Consider the following 23,628-nt stretch of genomic DNA (forward strand, 5'->3'; position numbering starts at 1 on the left):
GCGGATGACGCGGTCGATCCACACACTCCGTCATTCCGGGGCGGCTCGAAGAGCCGAACCCGGAATCTCGAGTTTCCGGGGTCGATGCTTCGCATCGCCCCGGAATGACATTGATGGGTCCATCTCATGAACTACGGCATCGCATTCACGCCGCTCGTTCCCGCGCTCGTGCTGTGGCTCGCGCTGACCGCGATCGTCGTCATCGCCATTGTGCTGCTGATGGCGCGCGCACGCGGTGCCGCGGTGCGCGTGGCCGCGCTCGCGCTGTTCCTGCTGGCGCTCGCCAATCCTTCCTTCACGCGCGAGGACCGCGATCCCCTCACCTCGGTCGCGGCCGTCGTCGTCGACAAGAGCCCGAGCCAGAACTTCGGCAACCGCAACCGCGAGGCCGCACAAGCGCAGGAAGCGCTGGTCGACAGCCTGAAGAAGATCAAGGGCCTCGAAGTCCGCGTCGTCGAGGCCGGACAGGCCGACGGCGAGACCGACGGCACGAAATTGTTCGGGGCGCTGGCCTCGGCCTTGGCGGACGTGCCGGTCGACCGCGTCGCCGGCGCGTTCCTGATCACCGACGGCCGCGTCCACGACATTCCCGCGAGCGCCGCCGCGCTCGGCTTCCAGGCGCCGGTGCACGCACTGATCACCGGGCAGAAGGACGAGCGCGACCGCCGCATCGCCATCACCGCCGCGCCGCGCTTCGGCATCGTCGGGCAGAGCCAGACCATCTCCTACCGCCTCGACGACCAGGGCGTCTCCGGCGAGCGCGCCAGGGTGACGGTCCGCCGCGACGGCGAGGTCATCAACGAGCGCACGCTGTCGAGCGGCCAGGCCGCCAGCGTCGACGTCGACATCAAGCATGCCGGGGCCAACATCGTCGAGATCGAGGCCTCGCCGCTCGAGCGCGAATTGACGCCGGTGAACAACCGCGCCGTCGTCGCCATCGACGGCGTGCGCGACAAGCTGCGGGTGCTGCTGGTCTCGGGCGAGCCGCATTCGGGCGAGCGCACCTGGCGCAATCTGCTCAAGTCCGACGCCAGCGTCGATCTCGTGCATTTCACCATTCTGCGTCCGCCGGAGAAGCAGGACGGCACGCCGATCAACGAATTGTCGCTGATCGCGTTTCCGACCCGCGAGCTGTTCCAGCAGAAGATCAACGAATTCCAGCTGATCATCTTCGACCGCTACGCCCGCCAGGGCGTGCTGCCGATCGCCTATTTCGACAACATCGCGCGCTATGTGCGCGGCGGCGGCGCGGTGCTGGTCTCGGCCGGCCCGGACTACGCCTCCACCACCAGCATCTGGCGCACACCACTGGATTCGGTGCTGCCGGCCGAGCCGGTCGGCGTGACGGAAAAGCCGTTCTATGCGCATCTGTCCGACACCGGCAAACGCCATCCGGTCACGCGCGGGCTGGAAGGCTCGGCCAGCGAGCCGCCGCGCTGGAGCCGCTTCTTCCGCACCGTCGATACCCGCAACGCGGTCAACCCGCCCGTGATGACCGGCGTCGACGGCAAGCCGCTGCTGTTCCTCTCGCGCTTCGGCGAGGGCCGCGTCGCGCTCTTGCTGTCCGACCACATCTGGCTGTGGGCGCGCGGCTATGAGGGCGGCGGGCCGCATCTCGATCTGCTCAGGCGGACGTCGCACTGGCTGATGAAGCAGCCCGATCTGGACGAGGAGGCGCTGCGCCTCCAGGTGCAGGGCAAGGACCTCGTCGTGGTGCGCCAGACCATGGCGGACAGCGTCCAGCCGGTCAGCGTGACCTCGCCGTCCGGCGTATCGCACGATCTGACGCTGGCGTCCGCCGATCCCGGCGAGTGGCGCGCCAGCCTGCCAGCCAGCGAGCTCGGCCTGTGGCAGGCCACCGACGGCACGCTGAAGGCGCTGATCAATGTCGGCCCGACCAATCCAAAGGAATTCTCGGAAGTCACCTCCACGGTCGACACCTTGAGGCCGCTGGCCCAAGCCACGGGCGGCAACGCCGTGCGCGTGGCCGACCGCTCCAGCGTCGAGCTGCCGCGCATCCTGCCGGTGCGCTCGGTGGGCATGTTCCACGGCGACGGCTGGATGGGCGTGCGGATGCGCGACGCCAGCGTGGTGAAGGGCGTCGGCGTGCTGCCGATCTTCGCCGGCGTGATCGGCCTGCTGCTGCTGCTGGGCGCGTTTGCGGCGACGTGGGTACGCGAGGGGCGCTGAACGCTGCTGACGAAAGCTCTCTGAATCCGTCCACCGTCGGATGACAAGCTCATGAACATGAGTCGTGCGCGCGGGCGAGATGATCCGCTGCGCGGCACAACTTCATGCGGTTCGCTGCCGGTCATACCGGCTTGCGGAACCCGGGGAATTCTTTAGAATTTTTGCGCCGGTGTCATACGGAACGAATGTTGAGGCCTACGGGGCAAGTGTCGTGGCCACTCAGCAGTCCCTGTCGCTGGATTTTACAAATGGCAATTGAGATGTTGACCGTAGAGGAGATCGTTCGTGTCAAGTCTTCCTTCGACAGGGTGTTCGCGAACGCGACCGACATGACGACGACGTTCTACGATCGGGTGTTCGAACTTGCGCCGGACATCCGCCCGATGTTTCCGGCCGACATGACCAATCTCAAGCATGATTTCATCTCGAAGCTCGCGGTGTTGGTTGGCAGCCTCGATGAGACGACTGGCCTGTTGTCGGGTGCCGACATACTCGGCCGCAATCACCTGCGCTATGGCGTGAGACCTGAGCACTACCCAGTCGTCGCCGAAGCCTTGATCTGGAGCTTTGCGCGCGGTCTTGGCGCGCATTGGACCGATGAGGTGGAGCAGGCCTGGCGGAAGGTTTACGGCATCATTGCCCAGCGGATGATCGCAATCCACAGCAGTCCGCCGCCGTCGCTATCCTCACCGATCACAAGCCCTCCACGGCGTACGTAACTCGCGCTAGTTGCCTGAACGACACATCGTATGACTGGATCGCCTGCGCGGATCGGCGGCGGTTGACATCTGCCATCCGGCCGCGCGATGTTACACTATAACATCGCGGCGTCCTGGGATTGACGCCCGGTGTGGGGGTGGCGTTTTCAGATGAAGTGGTTCCGGTCGAAGGTCAGGCACGGCGCCCGGCTCGCATTGTTCGCGATGCTGGTGCAATTCGCCCTGACATTCGGGCACAGCCACTGGTTTGCGCAGGCCGCGCCCCTCGCCCAATCCTCGGCGCAGCACACTGAAGGCGGCGCCAAGGACGTTGCAGCGCCCGGCGGCGCCGCCGTCGAGAAGCTATCGCCCTCAAGTCCCGACCGCGAGCATTCTCGCGAGGATAGTTGCGCGATCTGCGCCATCATTGCGATGGCCGGCACCGTCATTTCGGCAACGCCCCCCGTGCTGCTGCTGCCGCAGGCGATCGCGCTGCTCCAACGCACCCTGGACGCCGAATTCATCCAATTGAAATCCGCGGGCACGGCATTCCAGCCCCGCGGCCCTCCTGCCTCCTGACTTCCAACGCTTGATCACGCCCAGCCTCGCCGCGCATCGGCGAATGTCCGGGACAAGTTGAAGTCGAATTCCGTCGCGCCGCGACGGCAGGCCGCCTCCGATCAGCAAACCATCATCCGGACGGCGCCTGACTGGAATCAGGACCATGTCATTCAAATCGCGACGCGCGCATCGCCTTGGCGGAGCAAGCCTGCTCCTGCTCGGCGCTGCCGCCACGCCCGCCTTCGCGCAAGCGCCGCAGGACAAATCATCGACCGAGCTTCCCGCCGTCACCGTGACCGCTCCGAGCCCGATCGTACGTCGGGCAGTGGTGCCGTCCCGCACCGCCGGCCGGGGCACGCGGACCGCGCGGGTGCGCAGGGGAGAGCAAACGGCTGACGCAGCGCCGGCAGCCCCGGTGGCTGCCGCGCCTCAGCAAGGCGTGCTGCCCGTCGTGACCGATCAGTTCGCAACCGTCACCGTGGTGCCGAACGAGGAGATCCGGCGCAACGGCGGCGGCACGCTCGGCGACCTCCTGTTCTCGAAGCCCGGCATCACCGGCTCAGAATACGCACCCGGCGCGTCCAGCCGCCCGATCATTCGCGGCCTCGACACCAATCGTGTCGGCATTGTCGAGAACGGAACGGGCAGCAACGGCGCGTCCGATCTCGGCGAGGATCACTTCGTGCCGATCGACCCGCTGGCAACCAACCAGGTCGAGGTCATCCGCGGACCGGCGACGCTGCGCTACGGCTCCACCGCGATCGGCGGCGTGGTCAGCGCAACCAACAATCGAATTCCGGATGCCTTGCCGGCCTGCACGGCGCCCTTTCCGACTTACGGACTCCCGACCAAGGCGCCGCTGGCAAACATGGGATCCCCGGGCTGCGTCACCGCGGAAACACGGACGGCAGTGACCTCCGTCGATCGCGGGGTCGAAGGTGCCCTGCTGCTCGACGCCGGCGGCGGCAACTTTGCCGTTCATGCCGATGCCTTTGGCCGCAAGGCCGGCGACTACAACATCCCGAGCTACCCGTTCTTGACCGATCCGACGCTGCCGTTCAACGGACGCCAGCCGAATTCGGCATCGCAGAGCTACGGCGGATCCGTCGGCGGATCCTACATCTTCGATGGCGGCTATGTTGGCGCGGCGATCACGCAGCACAACGCGCTCTACCACATTCCCGGTATCGAGGGCAGCGAGTTCCTGACGCGGATCGACGGAAGGCAAACGAAATTCACGACAAAAGGTGAGTATCGGCCGGACGCTGCGGCGATCGATGCGATCCGGTTCTGGGCTGGGGCCACCGACTATAAGCACGATGAGGTCGGGCTCGCCGATTCCGCCGATCTCACCTCCCTCGGCGTGAGACAAACCTTCACCAACAAGGAACAGGAAGGCCGCGTCGAGGTGCAGCTTGCGCCGTTCGACGTCCGCTTTGCTGCGCTGACCACCGCTGTGGGCGTTCAGGCCTCGCACCAGAAGCTGACCGCGCCGAGTCCGGACGATCCGGGCAGCCCGATCAACGGACTGTTCGATCCGAACAAGAACACGAAGGTCGCCGGCTACATCTTCAACGAGTTCAAGTTCAACGAAGTGACCAAGGCTCAGATCGCCGGGCGGGTCGAGAGCGCAAGGTTGAGCGGCACGGCGCCGGCCTTCGTCCCCGATGTGTTCGACCTCGCCGTCGATCCGGCCGCGATCGGCCCCGCAACGGCGGTCAACCGCAACTTCACGCCGATGAGCGGCAGCATCGGCCTGATCCACAACCTTCCCTGGGATCTGGTCGCGAGCATCACCGGCCAATATGTCGAGCGTGCGCCGAAACCGGCGGAATTGTTTTCGCGCGGCGGCCACGATGCCACCACCACGTTCGACATCGGCAATCCCAATCTCGGCATCGAGACCGCCAAGTCGGTCGAGGCAGGACTGCGACGGGCGGTCGGGCCGCTTCGCTTCGAAATCACCGGCTACTACACCAAGTTCAACGGATTCATCTATCGGCGCCTGACCGGCAACACGTGCGAGGACGGCGCTTGCCAGCTCGGCGCGGGTCTCGAACTGAATCAGGCGGTCTATTCGCAGCGCGACGCGACCTTTCGTGGCGGCGAATTCCAGTTCCAGTACGACGTGATGCCGGTCTGGAACGGAATCTGGGGCATCGAGGGGCAATACGACATCGTGCGCGCGACCTTCGACGACGGCACCAACGTGCCACGCATTCCGCCCCAGCGGCTGGGCGGTGGTGTGTATTATCGCGACGCCGACTGGTTTGCCCGGATCAACCTGCTGCACGCGTTCGCGCAAAACGACATCGCACCGATCGCGGAGACGCCGACGCCCGGCTACAACCTGCTAAGGGCCGAGGTCAGCTACAAGACCAAGCTCGATCAAAGCTGGTTCGGCGCGCGCGAGATGCATGTCGGGCTCGTCGGCAACAACCTGCTGAACGAGAACATCCGCAATGCCGTCTCCTTCAACAAGGACCAGGTACTGCTGCCCGGCATCGGCGTCAGGGCGTTCGCGAACTTCAGGTTCTAGCGCTGATCAGGCCGTGAACTGCGCGGGAGGGGCTATCCTTCCCGCGTGAAGCAGTGCGCGTGGCGAAGGCCCTTGTGATGGCCGTCGGCCGGCTCTCGGCAGTGCGGCACCGCCATCATGGCGCCCGCATCGTCGGCGCGAACATGGGTTCTGCTGCCAAACTAAGCAGCCAAACCATGACCGGGAACGGACTATCGTTCTGATTGTAGATCGACACTGCACAATTCCGTCGAACGTTCAGATTTGCGCCAAAGCGCTCAATTTTCGGCAACGCGACGCTGCATTTGACATGCATATTTGATTGCGGGTGTTCCACCATTTGTCACCCGGTCGGGTGACGCTGCGTTGCTTCGCAGTCATTAGCATCGGAAACACCGAGCCAGATATTCGGCTCGACGTCGTGAATTGGTTCACACGCATTTTTCTGCCGCGCGAGTAGGGTCATTGGAGATCGATACCCGCGATTGCCACCAAAGTCTCGCTGTCGGAGGTTTTCATGCCGCCTGTCGATCCAAAGGCAGCTTCCGCCTTCTCCGTGTTCAGATCACTTCCGGCAATTCCCACGGTCTGCCTGGGACTCTTCGCCGTCGCGCTTGCTGTCTCGTCCAGTACGACGAAAGCAGCATGCTGGGTCGTGCTGCTATCCGCGCTGGTTTCGAGCATCGCGGGATTCGCATTCTCTCCGATCGCCGGCGCCTTCCTCTTCCACAGCTTGAGCGAGCCGATCACGATCGTCCGGATTCTCCTGGTCGCTTCGATCGCCCAGCAGGTCTACTGCGTCTGGCGCTTGCGTGAATCGATCGAGATGCGCCGGTGCGCTCCCTACCTCTTCGGCAGCATCTTGACGTTGCCCATCGGTCTTTATCTCCTCTGCAACACTTCGGCGTCCACCTTGCTGCCGATCCTGGGAGCTGTGTTGATCACCTACGGCGCCTTCACGGCGCTGAAGCCGACGCTTCGGTCCGGGAAAGATCCCTTGTGGGGACGCATCATGGTTGGCGCGTTGGGAGGCATTACCGGAGGCCTTGCGGCATTTCCTGCCGCTTTCGTTTCGATGTGGTGCCATGTCCAAGGTTTCGACAAGCACCGCGCCCGCACAATCATCCAGCCCTTCATCCTGGTCAACCAGCTCCTGTCCCTGTCCTTGCTGATGGTCTTGCGGCCGTCGGAGGCGATGCCGCTCGGCCTGCTCTTCTATGCAGCCCCCGCCGTGCTCGGCGCCCATGTCGGGCTGATGATCTTCAACCGCGTCGATACCGCCACGTTCAACCGGATCGTGGGCCTGCTGCTGATGGCTGCCGGGATCAGTTTCGTCAGGCCCCTCTGAAGCTTGGGATTATCATGCAGAAATTCCGACATGACCTCCTCCAGTCAGACCGCCCCGTGGTGCGCAAATGGCGGCTTGCGGTTGTCAGCTTCTATGGATCGCTGCTGGCCGTCATGCTGGTGCTGGCGCTGACAACCAGTCGCGACGTGCAAATGGCAGGTACGAACGTGCCTCCCGCATCTCCGAAGAAATAGAAGGGCCTGTCTGGCGCATCCTGGATCGCAACCATGGAACGCATCCTCGATCTGATCTACGACGCCGCCGGCCAACAAGATCTCTGGCCTGCCGTTCTCACCGCTATCGCCGATCTTACGGGAAGCGAAGGCGGGGTATTGTTCGGACAATCGCTCACGGCCGAGCAGGTCTATTTCGATTTCACCGGCCGCCTGAACCAGCAATGCAATCAGGCCTACCAGGAACGCCATATGCACAACGTCTGGGCGGAGGCGATGGAGGAAAAGCCGGTTGGGCAAGTGGTCCTCTCGGACGAGGTGGTGCCGCTGCGCGAGTTCGAAAAATCGGGCTTCTACGACGAGGTCCTCAGGCCGCAAGGCCTCGGACACAACGCGATGATTGCGCTGGCAGCGAAGGACGATTTCCGTGTGGCCTTTAACATGTGTCGCAGCAGGCGCCGCGGAGAATTCGACGCAGCCAACCGCAAGCACATCGAAATGCTGGCTCCTCATCTGCGGAGATCCGTCACATTGGGATTTCGCCTGACCGGGTATCAAGCACTGAGGAGAGCCGCGTTCGACGTGATCGATCAGCTGGCGGACGGCGTCGTCGTCATGGGTCCCAGGGCACATGTCGTCTTTGCAAACCAGACCGCCTGTGCGCTTGAAGCGGAAGGGACGCTCAAGCTCAGGCCTTCGATGGCGACCTGGTCAGCCCCGCATTCAAGACGCCTCGCGAACCTGGTCAGGTCGACATTGGCCGGCGGAGCCGGCGGAACGATGAGTGTTCCCGCGGTGGAGGGGACGCGGCTTCTGACCATTGTCGTCGTCGGACTGCGCGGCCAAGAAGCCCGGATGCTGGGTGCCTTTATCCGCGACGCGGCCTGCGCCGCCTTCGTGATCGATCCCTCGCAAAGAGGAACGGCGAGCTCGCAGCAATTGACGGACGCATATGGCCTGACCAGGGCGGAAGCACGCGTGGCAGTTGCAGCGTCCTCCGGCGGGACGACATCCGAAGCAGCAATCATGCTGGGGCTGTCCGCCAATACGGTCAAGACGCATCTCAGGCGAGTCTTTGCCAAAACCGACACGAGAGGTCAGGCTGAGCTTGCCGCCCTTCTCGCGACGATCGGTGTCGTCAGATCCCCTGGAGAAACCTCGTAGCCGGGATCGAGCGGAGCGAGCTGCGGCAGCAGCTACCCCCGCGCCTTGCTCCAGTCGGGGCCGACTGTACCCGACACGCCCTCGAAGGCGCCGTCGGCGAGCTCGAACACCAGGACGCGGGCGGCGTCGACCGGGCCAGGCATGGCGATGCGGCCCTTAGGAACCTGCTTGAAGCCGACGCGGCCGTAATAGGGCTCGTCGCCGACCAGCAGCACGAGGCGGTGGCCTTTTTCCCTCGCGTCCTTCAGCGCGCGCTCCATCAACCGGCGGCCGATGCCGCGGTCGCGGAACGGCGGCTCGACCGTGAGCGGCCCGAGCAGCAGCGCCGGCGTGTCGCCGATCAGGATCGGCAATTGCCTGACGGAGCCGACCAGCAGCGTACCGATGCGGGCCGTGAAGGAGAGTTCGAGCAGATGGTCGACATGCTCGCGAATCCGGTAGGCGCTCAGCACGAAGCGGCCGGGACCGAAGGTACGTTCGTGAAGCCGCTCGATCGCCTGGGCGTCGCCGGCAGCTTCGGGCAGGATGGTCAGTGAGAGATCGTTCATGTCGATTCGCGGGATAGCACCTGAACGCACCGCGGTCCATCGGGCAGCGAGGGCGCTCAGTTCCTTTTCGGCGCCGGCTGGGACAAATAGGCCAGCAGCTTCATCTCGCGCCGTCCGCGCGTCACGGTGTCGAGCACGAGCCCCGAGGACACCGACAGCAGGGCCATGATCATCAGGCCCATCGACAGCACGGCGGTGGGCAGGCGCGGCACGAGGCCGGTTTCGATGAAAGTGATCACGATCGGGATCGCGAGGATGATCGAAGCCAGCGCGATCAGGATCCCGATCCCCGTGAAGAAGCGCAGCGGCCGCTCCGATCGGTAGAGTTTCAGCATGGTGCCGAGGATGTGAAAGCCGTCGCGCCAGGTGTTGAGCTTGGAGAACGAGCCTTCGGGGCGCGCGTAATAGGGTGTCTCGACCTCCGCGACCGGCAGCGACAATTCCAGCGCATAGACCGCGAGCTCGGTCTCGATCTCGAAGCCGTCGGAGAGGACGGGGAAGGACTTGACGAAGCGGCGCGAGAACACCCGGTAGCCGGACAGGATGTCCTTGAAAGTGTGACCGAAGGTCGAGGACAGGAAGCCGGTCAGCATGCGGTTGCCGGTGCGGTGGCCGAGCCGGTAGGCGGCCTGGACCTGATCGACGCGAAGGCCGACCACCATGTCGAGATGGTCGTCGAGCAGCCTGTCGATCATGCGCGGCGCGCTCGGCGCATCATAGGTGGCATCGCCGTCGACCAGCACATAGACGTCGGCCTCGACGTCCGCGAACATGCGGCGGACGACGTGGCCCTTGCCCTGCCGCCGCTCGCTGCGCACGATCGCGCCGGCCTCGCGCGCGACCGCTGCGGTCCGGTCGCGCGAATTGTTGTCGTAGACGTAGATCTCCGCCGAGGGCAGTGCCTTGCGGAAGTCGGCAACGACGGTCGCAACCGCCGCCTCCTCGTTGTAACAGGGCACCAGCACCGCGATGCGAAGTTGCGTTGAAGTCATCGCGACGGCACTCCGGGATCCTTCCGTGCAGAGAGGTGCGTTGCAGCCCTCGGTTTCGCTGCATTGACTAGCACAGGCCGCGCTCAGCGCCACGTCGCAATCAACGGCATGCCGTCCAGCACTTCGGCGATGCGCAGCCGCGTGCCCGGCGTGGTGCCCTCGGGCAACGCGGCGTTGTCGAAGAACCCGCATTCGACGATCTCGCGGTTGGGCTCGGGGACGCGGCGCTGGCTGAACTGCCTGACCACGTAGACCGCGACGTGGTCGCGGCGGGAGACGTGGCTGTTGAGGAAGATGCCGTGCAGGATCGCATCACCGGTGACGTCGATCTCGCCCTCCTCCTTGAGCTCGCGCCGCAGCGCCTCTTCCATGGTCTCGCCGAAATCGACGCCGCCGCCAGGCAGGTACCAGCCGCTGACATAGCTATGCCTGACCAGGAACACCCGGTTCTCGGCATCCAGCACCACGGCGCGGACGCCGAGCGTCATGCCGCGGGCGAGCAGGAAATAGGCGTGGGAGATTTGGCGGAACAGCGGCTCGGCTCTCCGTCGCACCCGGTTCAGACGTTCTCCCATCAGCCTCCCCCGGCGCCTCGCGACAGGCCCAGCTTGCGCGTTCTGTGCGACCTTGCCAATACAGTGGAGCAATAGCGAGGCAATCGCGCGCCATGACTTCCTCTCCGCTGGCCCCCTTCACGCTCGCCCATCTGTCCGATCCGCATCTGGCGCCCTTGCCGAAGCCGCGGCTGATCGAGCTCGCGGGCAAGCGCGCATTCGGCTACCTCAACTGGACGCGCAACCGCCATAAATATCAGCGCCGGGAAGTTCTCGACGCCCTCGTCGCCGACATGAAGGCGCAGGCGCCCGACCACGTCGCCGTGACGGGCGATCTCGTCAATCTGGCGCTGGAGGCGGAATTCGCGCCGGCCCTGGCCTGGCTCGAAAGCGTCGGCCCGCCCGACCGCGTGACCGCGATTCCCGGCAATCACGACGCCTATGTCCGCGCGACGCGTCATCGCTTCGGCGAGACCTTCCTGCCCTATATCGCCGCGGATGCGCCGGGTGCTGCGGCCTTTCCCGCGGTGCGCCGTCGCGGACCCCTGGCGCTGATCAGCCTGTCCACGGCGGTGCCGACCCTGCCGCTGATGGCGACGGGCACGCTCGGGCGCGATCAGCTCACAGCGCTCGCCGAGGTGCTCGAACGGCTCGCACATGAAGACGTCTTCCGGGTGCTGCTGGTGCATCATCCGCTGAAATCCAGCGCGCGCCAGAAGCGGATGACGGACGCGCCGGAATTGCTGGCGCTGCTGAAGCGGCACGGTGTCGAGCTGGTCCTGCACGGGCACGATCACGTTCATTCGACGATCTGGGTCGAAGGCCCCAACGGCAATATTCCCGTGCTCGGCGTGCCCTCGGCTTCCGCGCTCGCACACGGGCATTATCCGGCGGCGGCGTACAATCTCTTCAGAATCGAGAAGGACAATGCCGGCTGGCGCTGCGAGCAGACGGTACGGAGCCTCGGGGCGGGATTTCAGGTCGGGCAGATCAAGCATGTGCGGTTGATCTAGAGGCTGTCATTCCGGGGCATGCGGAGCATGAGCCCGGACTCCATCGGGCGGCAGAACATACTGATGAATGGATTCCGGGTTCGCGCTTCGCGCGCCACGGATTGACGGCGGAGGATACCTCACCAGTTCCGCAGCACCGCCAATACGGCGACCCCGAACAAGGCGGCCGCACCGAGGATGAAGCCGAACACGAACGGCCAGACGCGCGAGCGGCGCGGCGGCGCAATGGCCGGTGCTTGCGGCTCCGGGGCGACCACCATGGCCCGCTCGCGCTCGACCATGCGGCGCGCGACATAGTCGGTGACGGCCTCGACGATCACGGCGGTGTCGTGCGATTCGGCGAGCACGATGCGGCCGAAGCGGGTGTCCTGGACGAAGCGGTACATCCGCTTGTCGCGCCCCATCACGATATGGGCGACGACGTCGATCCACAGCCGCGGCGTATCGCCCTGGCTGACGCCGCGGTCGAACAGGTCGATCTGGTCGGGGACCTGCGCGAACAGGGGATCGAGCGCGTCGTTGAGGATCTCGAGCCGCGCCACCTCGGCGTCCCTGAGATCGACCACGACGCCGGTCCGATCGGCGGCCTCGATCCGCGCGCGCAGCAGCGCATCGCGCAGCCTTACCGGGCGCGGCTGGCCGGGCGGGGTCCCGCTGGTCTCGGGCTCTGACATTGTCGGCCTCGTCCTCTTTCCGACATTAACCTATCAGCAACCACACCCTCCGCAAAGGCCCACAATTCCAGAGACTTACCGCGCCCACAGGCGTTTTGGCTGTACCAAAAACAGACGATCCCACCCAGGCAGCGCCTGGATGGGACCATCCGTCCTTGGACGTCTTCTTAAGTCGGGGCGATCAGGCCGAGACCCGCGAGGGCTCTTCCACGATCGAGAAGCGGACGCCGGCCTTGTGGCGGCTCTCTTCCGAGACCTCCTTCCAGCACTCTTCGGCTTCCTTGCGGGTCTTGAACGGACCTTTGACCTGGGCCGAGCCTTCCACAAGCTTGTGGAAGTTCATCGAACCGAACTCGCCGCCGATCACCCAGAAATTGCTGCCTTTGGTCATTGTCAGTCTCCTCTCGAATGGCGCGCTGCGTTAGCCGAACTGGTTCATCGTGTTGTGGGCGCCGCCAGCCTTGAGGGCGGCTTCACCCGCGAAGTACTCCTTGTGGTCGTCACCGATGTCGGAGCCGGCCATGTTCTGGTGCTTCACGCAGGCGATGCCCTGGCGGATCTCGGCGCGCTGGACGTTCTTGACGTAGCCCAGCATGCCCTGCTCGCCGAAATACTCGCGGGCGAGATTGTCGGTCGAGAGCGCGGCCGTGTGATAGGTCGGCAGCGTGATCAGGTGGTGGAAGATGCCGGCGCGCTTGGCCGAATCCGCCTGGAAGGTGCGGATGCGCTCGTCGGCTTCCTGCGCCAGCGGCGTGTCGTCATATTCCGCCTTCATCAGCTCGGCCCGGTTGTACTTGCTGACGTCCTTGCCCGCTTCCTTCCAGGCATCGAAGACCTGCCAACGGAAGTTGAGCGTCCAGTTGAACGACGGCGAGTTGTTGTAGGCGAGCTTGGCGTTCGGCACGACCTTGCGGATGCGGTCGACCATGCTGGCGATCTGCTCGATATGCGGCTTCTCGGTCTCGATCCAGAGCAGGTCGGCGCCGTTCTGCAGCGAGGTGATGCAGTCGAGCACGCAGCGGTCTGCACCGGTGCCGGGACGGAACTGGTAGAGGTTGGAGGGCAGCCGCTTCGGACGCATCAGCTTGCCGTTGCGGTTGATGACGACGTCGCCGTTGCGGGCGTTCTCCGGCGTGATCTCCTCGCAGTCGAGGAAGCTGTTGTACTGGTCGCCGATGTCGCCGGGCTTGTGGCTGACGGCGATCTGCTGCGTGAGACCAGCGCCAAGCGAGTCGGTGCGGGTCACCACGACGCCGTCTTCGACGCCGAGCTCGAGGAAGGCGTGGCGGCAGGCGCGAATCTTCGCGAGGAAGACGTCATGCGGCACCGTGACCTTGCCGTCCTGGTGGCCGCACTGCTTCTCGTCCGAGACCTGGTTCTCGATCTGCAGCGCACAGGCGCCCGCTTCGATCATCTTCTTCGCGAGCAGGTAGGTCGCCTCCGCATTGCCGAAGCCGGCGTCGATGTCGGCGATGACGGGCACGACGTGGGTCTGGAAGTTGTCGATCTTCTCGATCAGCTCCTTCTCGCGGGTCTTGTCGCCTTCCTTGCGCGCCTTGTCGAGCAGGCGGAAGATGTCGTTGAGCTCGCGGGAGTCCGCCTGACGCAGGAAGGTGTAGAGCTCCTCGATCAGCGCCGGCACCGAGGTCTTCTCGTGCATCGACTGGTCGGGCAGCGGACCGAACTCGGAACGCAGCGCCGCGATCATCCAGCCGGAGAGATAGAGGTAGGTGCGGTCGGTCTTGCCGAAGTGCTTCTTGACCGAGATCAGCTTCTGCTGGGCGATGAAGCCGTGCCAGCAGCCCAGCGACTGCGTGTACTTGGTGGGGTCGTTGTCATAGGCCGCCATGTCGGCGCGCATCAGCGCAGCGGTGTAGCGGGCGACGTCGAGGCCGGTCCTGAAGCGGTTCTGCAGGCGCATGCGTGCGACGGCCTCGGCCGTCACCCCGTTCCAGGTCGGCTGGGTCTCGAGGAGCGCCTGGGCCGCCTTGACCTCGTCGAGATACGAAGACGGACCCTGAAGGGTGCTGATGCCGCGGGGCTGGTAGTTCATGAGCCTGTTCCTTTCGCTGACGATGGCGATGGCGATGGCTAGCCATCGACATTCTTGACACTGCATTGCGAGATGCGTGTCAGGAGCTAAACGCGAAAACCGAAACTTCGTACAGATGGCTTGCTTCTGATTGGTGATGTCATGTAACATCGGAACATGTAATAGATGTTAATTTGTAAATTTTGTAAATAATAGGTCAGGATGACTGTCCTTGATCTGATGGAGTGCTGAGACATGGCCGCGGAGACCGGCAAGAAACTGTTCGTCGGCCCGCGCTTCCGGAGGATCCGGCAGCAATTGGGTCTGTCACAGACCCAGATCGCCGAGGGGCTCGGGATCTCGCCGAGCTATGTCAACCTGATCGAGCGCAACCAGCGCCCGGTGACGGCGCAGATCCTGCTGCGGCTGGCCGAGACCTACGACCTCGACCTGCGCGATCTCGCCACCGCGGACGAGGACCGCTTCTTCGCCGAGCTCAACGAGATCTTCTCCGATCCCCTGTTTCGCCAGATCGACGTTCCCAAGCAGGAGCTGCGCGACCTCGCCGAGCTTTGCCCCGGCGTCACCCATGCGCTGCAACGGCTCTATGCCGCCTATACCGAGGCGCGCCAGGGCGAAACGCTGGCGGCGGCGCAGATGGCCGACCGCGACGTCGGCACACGGTATGAGGCCAATCCGGTCGAGCGCGTGCGCGAGCTGATCGAAGCTAACCGCAACTATTTTCCAGAGCTGGAGCAGGCCGCGGAAAATCTCCGCGACGAGCTGAACGTTCCGGCGGAGGGACTCTACGCGGCGCTTGCCGCACGCTTGCGGGAAAAGCATTCGATCCAGACCCGCACCATGCCGGTCGACGTAATGCGCGAGACGCTGAGGCGGTTCGACCGCCACCGCCGCCAGCTGCTGATCTCCGAACTGGTCGATCCGCCCGGCCGCGCGTTCCAGCTCGCCTTCCAGCTGGGCTTGGTGGAATGCGCGCAAGCCCTGGAGACGATCATCGGCCGCGCCGGCCCGCTCGACGACGCCCCGCGCCGCCTGTTCCGCATCACGCTCGGCAACTACTTTGCAGCTGCCGTGATGATGCCATATCCGGCTTTCCTCGCCGCCGCCGAGGCGCTCAACTACGACATCCACGTGCTGGCGCAGCGCTTCAATTCCGGCTTCGAGCAGGTCTGCCATCGCCTGACCACCCTGCAGCGGCCGAACGCGCGCGGCATTCCGTTCTTCCTGTTGCGCGTCGACAATGCGGGCAATGTCTCCAAGCGCTTCTCGTCCGGCACCTTCCCGTTCTCCAAATTCGGCGGCACCTGCCCGCTTTGGAACGTGCACTCGACCTTCGACACGCCGGATCGCCTGCTCAAGCAGGTGATCGAGCTGCCCGACGGCACGCGCTATTTCTCCATCGCGCAGATGGTGCGCCGTCCGGTCGCCCCGCATCCGCTGCCGCAGCCGCGCTTCGCCATCGGCCTAGGCTGCGAGATTCGTCACGCCGCACGCCTGACCTATGCCAGCGGCATGGACCTTGAGAAGACCGAGGGCACGCCGATCGGCGTCAATTGCCGCCTCTGCGAGCGCGAAAACTGCGCCCAGCGCGCCGAGCCGCCGATCACGCGCACGCTGATCCTGGACGAGACCACGCGGCGGGTGAGCTCGTTCGCGTTCTCCAATGCAAGGGAGCTGTAGGTCGCCCGCGCGTCGTCATCGACGCGCGCTTCGTAAGACAGCCGGAACTTCCCTTTTTTTGCGGTGTTGTCCCTGAAGAAGGGCCGCGCCGCACATGTGCCGCGCCGGTCGGAACATGAAAAACTTCTCAAATGCCTCCTTTGCCCCGGACGTGATCGCGGCAATGACCGCCGCTCTTGGCGCCGCGATCGCAACGCTGCCGGAGCCGTTGCACTCGGGGCACGTCGACGTGCTTGCTCAATCGATTCTTCGTACGGCCAGCTCCGGAGAACGCGACGTGTCTGTCTTGCAGAGGATCGCGCTCATGGAGCTCAGCCTTGCAGGCCGGATGACCTGACCAGCATCAACGCCGGCGCGGCAACCGAACACCGAGGAGTGCAGCCTTGGTAAATGGGGCTTTAACGCGGCGCGACGATCTGCAACCAGCGATTAAACTCGCTTCAACATCGGTGCCCTACTCTCACCCCACTCACTTTTCGCAAACGGCGACGGCTTACTCTGCCGGGCGAAGTGACATCAGGGGGTTTCACTCATGCGCATGGCGTTGCTGCTGACCGCAACCATTGTCGGTGCGTTCTTCGCCGGTCCGTCCCATGCCGGTTCGCTTGATGCCGGCGCATCACCGTCGCTGCCGCCGGGCTTCCAGAACTATCGCGGCTACATGTTCGACCTGTCGGAAAATTCCGATCGCAAGGACGTCGACAAGATCACCGACAACCTGAAGCAGCAGATCGACGCCGTCGAAGCGACCGGCCTGTCGCCACGCGTGCTGCGCTTCTTCCGCACCGTGCCGATCATCGCGAGCGAGCTCGCGTGCCTCGACGAAGGTGCCGCGACCGCCTGCTACGGCCGCGTAGCCCCCAACGTCGAGCGCCGCGTGCCGCGGACGCTCACGGTGTGGGACCACAACAAGCAGCGCTGGACCAATCCGAACGCCGTCGACCTCGCGGTCGATTCGGGGCTCGGCGTGATCATGCTGCGTCCCGACATGATGCGCTACGAGAAGGAGGCCGTGCTGCTGCACGAACTCCTGCATGCCTATCACGCGCGGCTGCTGCCGGACGGCTATGCCAACAAGGGTGTGATCGCCTATTACGCCCTGGCCAAGTCCAAGGACATGCTGCCCAAGGAGTCCTATGCGATGAAGAACCCGATGGAGTTCTTCGCCGTGACCGCCAGCATCTTCCTGGCCGGAAAAAGCGAATTCCACGATCCGAAGTCGCGGGAGGCGCTCAAGGAGAAGATGCCGGACTACTACAAATACCTGGTCGGCGTGTTCGGCTTCGACCCCGAGCCGGCGGCCTCGAACGGCCCGGTGGCCTCGCTGAAATAAGTCCAAAGCGAGCTGCCTGCGCCGGACTGCATCGGAGCCGCGCGAACAGCGCGGCTTTTTGCTTCGTGGGCCGGAAGCTGCGGATGACGCGCTCGCGGCAATTGCCAAGCAGGGGCGTGATCTGCATAGTTCCGCCGCATCGATACCGTTTTTCGAAGGGGATGAGAGAACATGGCGGACGCCGACCTGGATGTCGTGATCCGGCAATTGGCCAGACAGCTGCATACGGGCCTGATGACCCGCGCCAAGGAGCGGCGGGATCGCTTCAATGGCCTTGCGGCCAAGGCCAAGGGCAAGGAGACCGGTGAGCGCTTCAAGATGATGGCCAAGGCCACCATGGAGCAGGCCACCGCCGCCGCCAAGCGCCTGCAGATGTCGGCCGACAACGTCGCCGACAGCTACGCCCGGTCGATGCGGCTCGCCGCCAGCACGCCTGTTACGGTCAAGGTGGAGAAGGCGAAGGGCGAGAAACCGGCGAAGAAGGCCGCCAAGGCGAAGAAGGCGAAAGCGAAGAAGGCGAAGTAAGCTCTTTCATCTTCCCCTCCCAAAGCGAGAGCTTCGGTCAGCTCTCCACACAATCAGCCTCGTAGGGTAGGCAAAGCGAAGCGTGCCTACGCGTCTGTTACTGCACTGAAAAGATCGTGGGCACGGCGCAAGTGCGCCCTTGCCCACCCTACGAGTCCGGGCGTCGCGGAGAGCTCTGCTTACCTTCTCGGCGCCGACACCTGCACTGACTCGACGCTCGCCAGCTCGGCGAGCCTGGCGCGTGCGGCCTCGTGGGCACGGTCGTCCTTGCCCATCGGCAGCGCCAGCGCGTTCTCGAAATCGGCGCGGGCGTCGTCGAGCTGGCCGCGGGCGAGAAACGCGAGGCCGCGGTCGAGCCGGGCCTGCGCGTCTGAGGGGTCGAGACGGATCGCCGTGTTGTAGCTCAGGATGGCGCGGTCGAGATCGCCCATGGCGGCGAGCGCCAGTCCGCGCTGGTGATAGGGCGCGGCGCGCTTGGGATCATGCGCGATCGCCTCGTCGTAATCGGCAACGGCAAGCTCGAGGTCGCCATTCTGCCGACGCGCCAGCGCCCGGTCGCGATAGAGCGAAGCGCGGTTCGGATTGAGGTGGATGGCCTCGTCGAAATCGGCGATCGCCCGCCCGAAGTCGCCGCGACGTAGCGCGATCCGCCCGCGCCCCGCATAGGCGAAGGCGATCAGCGAGCCGCGCAGCGGCGAGAAACCGATCACCGCCGAGCAGATATCGGGATCGTCCTCGTCGCCGCAATTGACGACCATGTGCGTGGACAGGCCGATGAGCACGCACAGGACGATCAGCAATGGCACCACAATTCTGGTCATCTTCGACGATGGCCGGCAGCGGGCCGGCCACGCATCCCCTTTCGAAGAATTGGTCTCGCTGGGGTGTTAACACCAGCGCCGGGGATTTTGTGTGCGCCAGGTCACAAAGCCGCACGCATAAGCTTGCGGTTCCGTCAGCCCCAGGGCCCGCGGGAAGGCCCACGGGAGGAGGAGCGGCCCCACGGACTGCGCGACGGATAGTTCTCATTGGCACCGACCGACGGCGCACCCCGCCCAAACTCGGCCGCGAGTTGCTGGAGTGCCGCGATGCGGTTCTGCGTCGACGGATGGGTGGCGAACAGATTATCGACGCCGTGGCCCGACAGCGGATTGATGATGAACATGTGCGCCGTCGCCGGATTCCGCTCGGCCTCGTAGTTCGGCACCTGATGCGCGGCGCCCTCGATCTTCACCAGCGCCGAGGCCAGCCACATCGGCTGTCCCACGATCCGCGCACCGAGATTGTCCGCGGCATATTCGCGGGTCCGGCTGATCGCCATCTGCACCAGCATGGCGCCGAGCGGGGCGAGGATCATCATCAGGATCGAGCCGACGATACCGAGGCCATTGTTGTTCTCGCGATTGCCGCCGAAGAACATGCCGAACTGGGCGATCATCGAAATCGCGCCGGCGATGGTCGCGGTGATCGTCATCAGCAGCGTGTCGTGGTTCTTGATATGCGCAAGCTCGTGCGCAATCACGCCGGCGAGCTCCTCCCGGCTGAGCTGGTTCATCAGGCCGGTGGTTACGGCAACGGCGGCGTTTTCCGGATTGCGCCCGGTGGCGAACGCGTTGGGCTGGACCTCATCCATCACGAACACGCGCGGCATCGGCAGGCCGGCACGGCCCGCGAGCTCGGCGACGAGGCCGAACAGCTCCGGCGCGGTCGAACGGTCGACCTGATGGGCGCCGTACATCGACAGCACCATGCGGTCGGAGTTCCAGTAGGTGAAAAGATTGGTCGCAGCGGCAATGACGAGCGCGATCATGGCGCCCGAGGCGCCGCCGATCAGATAGCCGACGCCCATGAACAGGGCGGTCAGGCCTGCCAGCAACATTGCAGTACGAAGATAGTTCATGGCCCTCTCTCCTGGCCGGCCATGGCAGGCTGGAAGCGCCAGCAGGCCGGCAGGCATGAGGTAGGGATGACACCGGCCCACCTGCAAGGTTTCAAGGTGCGTCGCGGAGCCGCGGCACTCGGCAGTGTCATCCCGGGGCGATGCGCAGCATCGAGCCCGGAATCTCGAGATTCCGGGTTCGCCCTACGGGCGCCCCGGAATGACGAAGAGATGGCTTGCGCAGCCCACTTCCATTAAGCTTCATTCAGAATCCAAGCGTCCCCTCCCCGCCGGAAACTTCATGCTCCAGACCCGACTTGCGATCGCGGCCGTTGTTTTCGCTGCGCTGTCCTTTCCCGCATCCGCCCAGTTACCCCCGCCATCCGCCAAGCCGGCAGCACCAAAAGCCTCCGTGCCGCGCGCGGCCTCCTGCCACAATGGCGCGAGCTTCGACCGCTTCCTGGCCGAGGTGAAGCAGCAGGCAGTCGCCGCCGGCGTGTCGCAGCGCACGATCGCGGAAGCCTCACCCTACCTCGTCTACGACCAGGGCATCGTCAATCGCGACCGCGGCCAGCGCGTGTTCGGTCAGCTCTTCACCGAGTTTGCCGGCCGTATGGCCGCGCCCTATCGCATGCAGAACGGCCAGCAGCACATCAAGCAATACGCGGCTGCATTCGCGCGCGCGGAAAAGGAATACGGCGTGCCGCCCGCCGTGATCGCAGCGTTCTGGGGCCTGGAGAGCGATTTCGGCGCCAACATGGGCAACCTGCCGACGCTGAAATCGCTGGTGTCGCTGGCCTATGACTGCCGCCGCTCGGAGATGTTCGTGGGCGAGACCATCGCGGCGCTGAAGATTATCGACCGCGGCGATTTGCATCCCGACGAGATGATCGGCTCTTGGGCCGGCGAGCTCGGCCAGACGCAATTCCTGCCCGTGCACTACGTTAACTACGCGGTCGATTATGACGGCGACGGGCGCCGCGATTTGTTGCGCTCGCCGGCCGACGTGATCGGCTCGACCGCGAACTACATCGCCAACGGCTTGAAGTGGCGGCGCGGCGAGCCGTGGCTGGAAGAGATCAGGGTGCCGCCGAACCTGCCGTGGGACAAAACCGATCTCACCGTGCGCGAGCCGCGTTCGACATGGGCGCAACTGGGCGTCACCTATCCCGACGGTCGGCCGCTGCCAAACGACAGTCTCGCCGCATCCGTGCTGCTGCCGATGGGGCGAACTGGTCCGGCCTTCCTGGCCTATGCGAATTTCGCGGCCTACACCGAGTGGAATAACTCGCTGATCTACGCGACGACCGCGGGCTATCTGGCCTCGCGCATTGCCGGCGCGGCGCCGATGCGCAAGCCGTCGACGCCGGTGGCGCAGCTGCCGTTCAACGAGCTCAAGGAATTGCAGCAGTTGCTTGTTCGCGCCGGCTTCAATGTCGGCAAGATCGACGGCGTGCTGGGCCAGCAGAGCCGCGCCGCCGTGAAGGCCATGCAGATCAAGTACGGCCTGCCGGCGGATTCCTGGCCGACCGCCGAGTTGCTCGCCCGCATGCGCGGCGGCACGGCCCAGGCGCCGCCCCTGGCGACGATCCGCTAAACCCTCCTCCGTCATGCCCCGGCTCGACCGGGGCATCCAGTACGCCGCGGCTTATCGATTCAACCCAAACTGTCTCGGCGTACTGGATCGCCCGGTCAGGCCGGGCGATGACAGCGAGGATGACGCCGTAGAATTTTCGCATCGCACAAGCCGCGCTCTGCGATTGTATTTTTCCATGAGGCTCCCATGTGAGTGGCTCAGGTTTTCTCCTGAAATTCCCCACCATTTGAAGCGAGCATCACATGTCCTTCTACGACGCCGTAGTCCCCGCCTATTTGCAGATGCTGAACAGCGTGACCGGGCTGCTCACCAAGGCTGAGGCGCATTGCGCGGCCAGGAAGATCGACCCGAGCGTGTTGCTGGGCTCCCGGCTGTTTCCGGACATGCTGCCGCTGTCGCGGCAGATCCAGCTGGTCAGCGATTTCGCCGCCAAGGGCTGTGCCCGGCTGACCCACAGCGAGGTGCCGACAACGCCCGATACCGAGACCAGTTTTGCGGAATTGAAGCAGCGGCTGGCCAGGACCATCGACTACGTGAAGTCGTTCAAGCCCGAGCAGTTTGAAGGTGCCGAAGTGAGGGACGTCACCTTTCCGGCAGGCCCGGACAAATCCATCACCATGAAGGGCCAGCAATTCTTCAGCTCTTTCTCGCTGCCGAACTTCTATTTCCACGCCGCGACCGCCCACGGCATCCTGCGCCACAACGGCGTCGAGATCGGAAAACGCGATTTCATGGGCACGAACTGATCCATCAGATCGGTAGCGGAAGTCTGCTGCCGTCCCCGGAATTGCACATGAATTATGCTACGGGGGCGCCGCCGCGTAGCTCGCCTGCACTTTCCGTATGGCTCGTCCCTTGCGCCCGATGCCGCGATGCACAAGTGTTCGGGACCTCTCACCGCCTGGAAGCATTGCCCATGAGCCGTTCGACCAAATTGTTCGAGACCTACAAGCTCGGCCCCATCACGCTGGCCAACCGCCTGGTGATGGCGCCGCTGACGCGAAACCGCGCCGTACCCGGCACCTTCGTGCCCGGCCCGCTCGCCGCCGACTATTATGCCCAGCGCGCCTCCGCCGGGCTCCTGATCACCGAAGCAAGCCAGGTCTCGCAACAGGGCCAGGGCTACCAGGACACCCCCGGCATTTACAGCAAGGACCAGGTCGCCGGCTGGCGCAAGGTCACCGACAAGGTGCATGAGCGCGGCGGCAAGATCTTCATCCAGCTCTGGCATGTCGGCCGCATCTCGCATGTCGATCTCCAGGCGAATGGCGCAGCCCCGGTGGCGCCGAGCGCGATCCGCGCCAAGGGCAAGACCTTCGTGAACGGCGGTTTCGCCGACGTCTCCGAGCCCCGTGCGCTCGAGCTTTCCGAAATTCCTGCAATCATCGACGACTTCAAGCGCGCGGCGAAGAACGCGCTGGAGGCCGGCTTCGACGGCGTCGAGATCCACGGGGCCAACGGCTATCTGCTCGAGCAATTCGCCAAGGACGGCGCCAACAAGCGCACAGATGCCTATGGCGGCTCGATCGAGAACCGCGCGAAACTGATGCTGGAGGTCTCCAAGGCGGTGGCAGCTGAAGCCGGCGCCGAGCGTACGGGCATCCGCATCTCGCCGGTGACGCCGGCCAACGACATCTCGGATTCCAACCCGCAGGCGCTGTATGATCACATCGTCGACGGCCTCAGCGCGCTAAAGCTGGTCTATCTCCACGTGGTCGAAGGCGCCACCGGCGGGCCGCGCGACGTCGCGCCGTTCGACTATGCGTCGTTGCGCAAGCGCTTCTCGGGCGCCTACGTCGCCAACAACGGCTACGACTTCGATCTCGCCACCAAGGTGCTGGACGCGAACGCGGCCGACCTCATCGCCTTCGGCAAGCCGTTCATCTCCAACCCCGACCTCGTCGAGCGGCTGAAGCAGGGCGCCGCGCTGAATGACTGGGACAAGAACACGTTCTACGGCGGCGGCGCCAAGGGCTATACCGATTATCCGACGCTGGCGGCCGAGCCGGCGGAGTAGTTTCTTCTCCACACATGACGCTGTCATGCCCCGCGAAGGCGGGGCATCCAGTAATCACCGGTGGCGAGATTCAACCGATGGGTCGCGGCGTGCTGGATTGCCCGCCCCTGT

The 23,628-nt window shown here is 64.7% G+C and carries 24 protein-coding genes; 15 read left to right on the forward strand and 9 right to left on the reverse strand.

Features of this window, described 5'->3' with window-relative positions:
- Positions 1–126 precede the first annotated feature (126 nt).
- The 4 genes from AC3WLX_RS10725 (at position 127) to AC3WLX_RS10740 (ending at position 5,988) form a co-directional block, all read left to right on the forward strand.
- On the forward strand, positions 127–2,190 hold the full coding sequence (locus tag AC3WLX_RS10725) for a hypothetical protein (protein ID WP_492335807.1): 2,064 nt from the start codon (positions 127–129) through the stop codon (positions 2,188–2,190).
- Between the two features lie 248 nt (positions 2,191–2,438).
- Positions 2,439–2,909, forward strand: coding sequence for a globin family protein (locus tag AC3WLX_RS10730; RefSeq protein WP_492335808.1), 471 nt, complete (start codon positions 2,439–2,441; stop codon positions 2,907–2,909).
- A 150-nt stretch (positions 2,910–3,059) separates the two neighbouring features.
- Positions 3,060–3,467: a DUF2946 family protein gene (locus AC3WLX_RS10735; protein ID WP_492335809.1), complete on the forward strand. Its 408-nt coding sequence runs from the start codon at positions 3,060–3,062 to the stop codon at positions 3,465–3,467.
- 145 nt (positions 3,468–3,612) lie between these two features.
- On the forward strand, positions 3,613–5,988 hold the full coding sequence (locus AC3WLX_RS10740) for a TonB-dependent receptor (RefSeq protein ID WP_492335810.1): 2,376 nt from the start codon (positions 3,613–3,615) through the stop codon (positions 5,986–5,988).
- A gap of 441 nt (positions 5,989–6,429) precedes the next feature.
- Here AC3WLX_RS10740 and AC3WLX_RS10745 read toward each other — a convergent pair whose 3' ends face one another.
- A complete protein-coding gene (locus tag AC3WLX_RS10745) occupies positions 6,430–6,717 on the reverse strand; it encodes a hypothetical protein (protein WP_492335953.1) in 288 nt (95 codons plus the stop codon).
- Between AC3WLX_RS10745 and AC3WLX_RS10750 the strand changes: the two genes are divergently transcribed.
- The 3 genes from AC3WLX_RS10750 to AC3WLX_RS10760 are packed head-to-tail and all read left to right on the forward strand — an operon-like array spanning position 6,623 to position 8,652.
- Complete coding sequence (locus AC3WLX_RS10750; RefSeq protein WP_492335949.1) at positions 6,623–7,315, forward strand: sulfite exporter TauE/SafE family protein; 693 nt, start codon at positions 6,623–6,625, stop codon at positions 7,313–7,315. The two genes, AC3WLX_RS10745 and AC3WLX_RS10750, sit on opposite strands and share 95 nt — an antisense overlap.
- Before the next feature lie 14 nt (positions 7,316–7,329).
- Positions 7,330–7,509, forward strand: a complete 180-nt coding sequence (locus AC3WLX_RS10755; RefSeq protein ID WP_492335811.1) for a hypothetical protein — start codon at positions 7,330–7,332, stop codon at positions 7,507–7,509.
- A gap of 33 nt (positions 7,510–7,542) precedes the next feature.
- Positions 7,543–8,652 carry a helix-turn-helix transcriptional regulator gene (locus tag AC3WLX_RS10760; protein WP_492335812.1) on the forward strand — a complete coding sequence of 370 codons (1,110 nt, stop codon included), beginning with the start codon at positions 7,543–7,545 and terminating at the stop codon, positions 8,650–8,652.
- 32 nt (positions 8,653–8,684) lie between these two features.
- Here AC3WLX_RS10760 and AC3WLX_RS10765 read toward each other — a convergent pair whose 3' ends face one another.
- The 3 genes from AC3WLX_RS10765 to AC3WLX_RS10775 form a co-directional block, all read right to left on the reverse strand.
- Positions 8,685–9,200, reverse strand: a complete 516-nt coding sequence (locus tag AC3WLX_RS10765) for a GNAT family N-acetyltransferase (RefSeq protein ID WP_492335813.1) — start codon at positions 9,198–9,200, stop codon at positions 8,685–8,687.
- 56 nt (positions 9,201–9,256) lie between these two features.
- Positions 9,257–10,192, reverse strand: coding sequence for a glycosyltransferase family 2 protein (locus AC3WLX_RS10770; protein ID WP_492335814.1), 936 nt, complete (start codon positions 10,190–10,192; stop codon positions 9,257–9,259).
- An 83-nt stretch (positions 10,193–10,275) separates the two neighbouring features.
- The gene (locus AC3WLX_RS10775; protein ID WP_492335815.1) at positions 10,276–10,767 is read right to left on the reverse strand and encodes an NUDIX domain-containing protein; all 492 of its coding nucleotides are present in this window, start codon (positions 10,765–10,767) and stop codon (positions 10,276–10,278) included.
- A 107-nt stretch (positions 10,768–10,874) separates the two neighbouring features.
- Here AC3WLX_RS10775 and AC3WLX_RS10780 point away from each other — a divergent pair, with 107 nt between their 5' ends.
- The gene (locus AC3WLX_RS10780) at positions 10,875–11,759 is read left to right on the forward strand and encodes a metallophosphoesterase family protein (RefSeq protein ID WP_492335950.1); all 885 of its coding nucleotides are present in this window, start codon (positions 10,875–10,877) and stop codon (positions 11,757–11,759) included.
- A gap of 119 nt (positions 11,760–11,878) precedes the next feature.
- Here AC3WLX_RS10780 and AC3WLX_RS10785 read toward each other — a convergent pair whose 3' ends face one another.
- The 3 genes from AC3WLX_RS10785 to AC3WLX_RS10795 form a co-directional block, all read right to left on the reverse strand.
- Entirely contained in the window at positions 11,879–12,433 is a 555-nt protein-coding gene (locus tag AC3WLX_RS10785; protein WP_492335816.1) for a hypothetical protein, read from the reverse strand.
- A 181-nt stretch (positions 12,434–12,614) separates the two neighbouring features.
- Positions 12,615–12,824 (reverse strand): DUF4170 domain-containing protein, encoded by a 210-nt coding sequence (locus tag AC3WLX_RS10790; RefSeq protein ID WP_036013800.1) that lies wholly within the window; start codon positions 12,822–12,824, stop codon positions 12,615–12,617.
- Positions 12,825–12,854: 30 nt separating this feature from the next.
- On the reverse strand, positions 12,855–14,486 hold the full coding sequence (locus AC3WLX_RS10795; protein ID WP_291624318.1) for an isocitrate lyase: 1,632 nt from the start codon (positions 14,484–14,486) through the stop codon (positions 12,855–12,857).
- 234 nt (positions 14,487–14,720) lie between these two features.
- Between AC3WLX_RS10795 and AC3WLX_RS10800 the strand changes: the two genes are divergently transcribed.
- From AC3WLX_RS10800 to AC3WLX_RS10815, 4 genes are all read left to right on the forward strand, one after another.
- Positions 14,721–16,166, forward strand: coding sequence for a helix-turn-helix domain-containing protein (locus AC3WLX_RS10800; protein WP_492335817.1), 1,446 nt, complete (start codon positions 14,721–14,723; stop codon positions 16,164–16,166).
- 115 nt (positions 16,167–16,281) lie between these two features.
- A complete protein-coding gene (locus AC3WLX_RS10805; protein WP_291624323.1) occupies positions 16,282–16,503 on the forward strand; it encodes a hypothetical protein in 222 nt (73 codons plus the stop codon).
- 195 nt (positions 16,504–16,698) lie between these two features.
- A complete protein-coding gene (locus AC3WLX_RS10810) occupies positions 16,699–17,499 on the forward strand; it encodes a hypothetical protein (RefSeq protein WP_492335818.1) in 801 nt (266 codons plus the stop codon).
- Positions 17,500–17,670: 171 nt separating this feature from the next.
- Positions 17,671–18,024 (forward strand): hypothetical protein, encoded by a 354-nt coding sequence (locus AC3WLX_RS10815; RefSeq protein WP_291624327.1) that lies wholly within the window; start codon positions 17,671–17,673, stop codon positions 18,022–18,024.
- Positions 18,025–18,203: 179 nt separating this feature from the next.
- Here AC3WLX_RS10815 and AC3WLX_RS10820 read toward each other — a convergent pair whose 3' ends face one another.
- Entirely contained in the window at positions 18,204–18,845 is a 642-nt protein-coding gene (locus tag AC3WLX_RS10820) for a tetratricopeptide repeat protein (RefSeq protein ID WP_492335819.1), read from the reverse strand.
- A 134-nt stretch (positions 18,846–18,979) separates the two neighbouring features.
- Complete coding sequence (gene htpX / locus AC3WLX_RS10825; RefSeq protein WP_492335820.1) at positions 18,980–19,924, reverse strand: zinc metalloprotease HtpX; 945 nt, start codon at positions 19,922–19,924, stop codon at positions 18,980–18,982.
- Between the two features lie 280 nt (positions 19,925–20,204).
- On the opposite strand from htpX, the gene AC3WLX_RS10830 reads away from it, so the two are divergent.
- The 3 genes from AC3WLX_RS10830 to AC3WLX_RS10840 all read left to right on the forward strand — a co-directional run bounded on the left by AC3WLX_RS10830 (position 20,205) and on the right by AC3WLX_RS10840 (position 23,517).
- Entirely contained in the window at positions 20,205–21,500 is a 1,296-nt protein-coding gene (locus AC3WLX_RS10830) for a lytic murein transglycosylase (RefSeq protein WP_492335821.1), read from the forward strand.
- A 242-nt stretch (positions 21,501–21,742) separates the two neighbouring features.
- Entirely contained in the window at positions 21,743–22,246 is a 504-nt protein-coding gene (locus AC3WLX_RS10835; protein ID WP_291621020.1) for a DUF1993 domain-containing protein, read from the forward strand.
- Between the two features lie 170 nt (positions 22,247–22,416).
- Entirely contained in the window at positions 22,417–23,517 is a 1,101-nt protein-coding gene (locus AC3WLX_RS10840) for an alkene reductase (protein ID WP_492335822.1), read from the forward strand.
- The last annotated feature ends 111 nt before the right edge of the window (positions 23,518–23,628 follow it).

The sequence above is a fragment of the Bradyrhizobium sp. FW305-F6 genome (assembly GCF_058782905.1).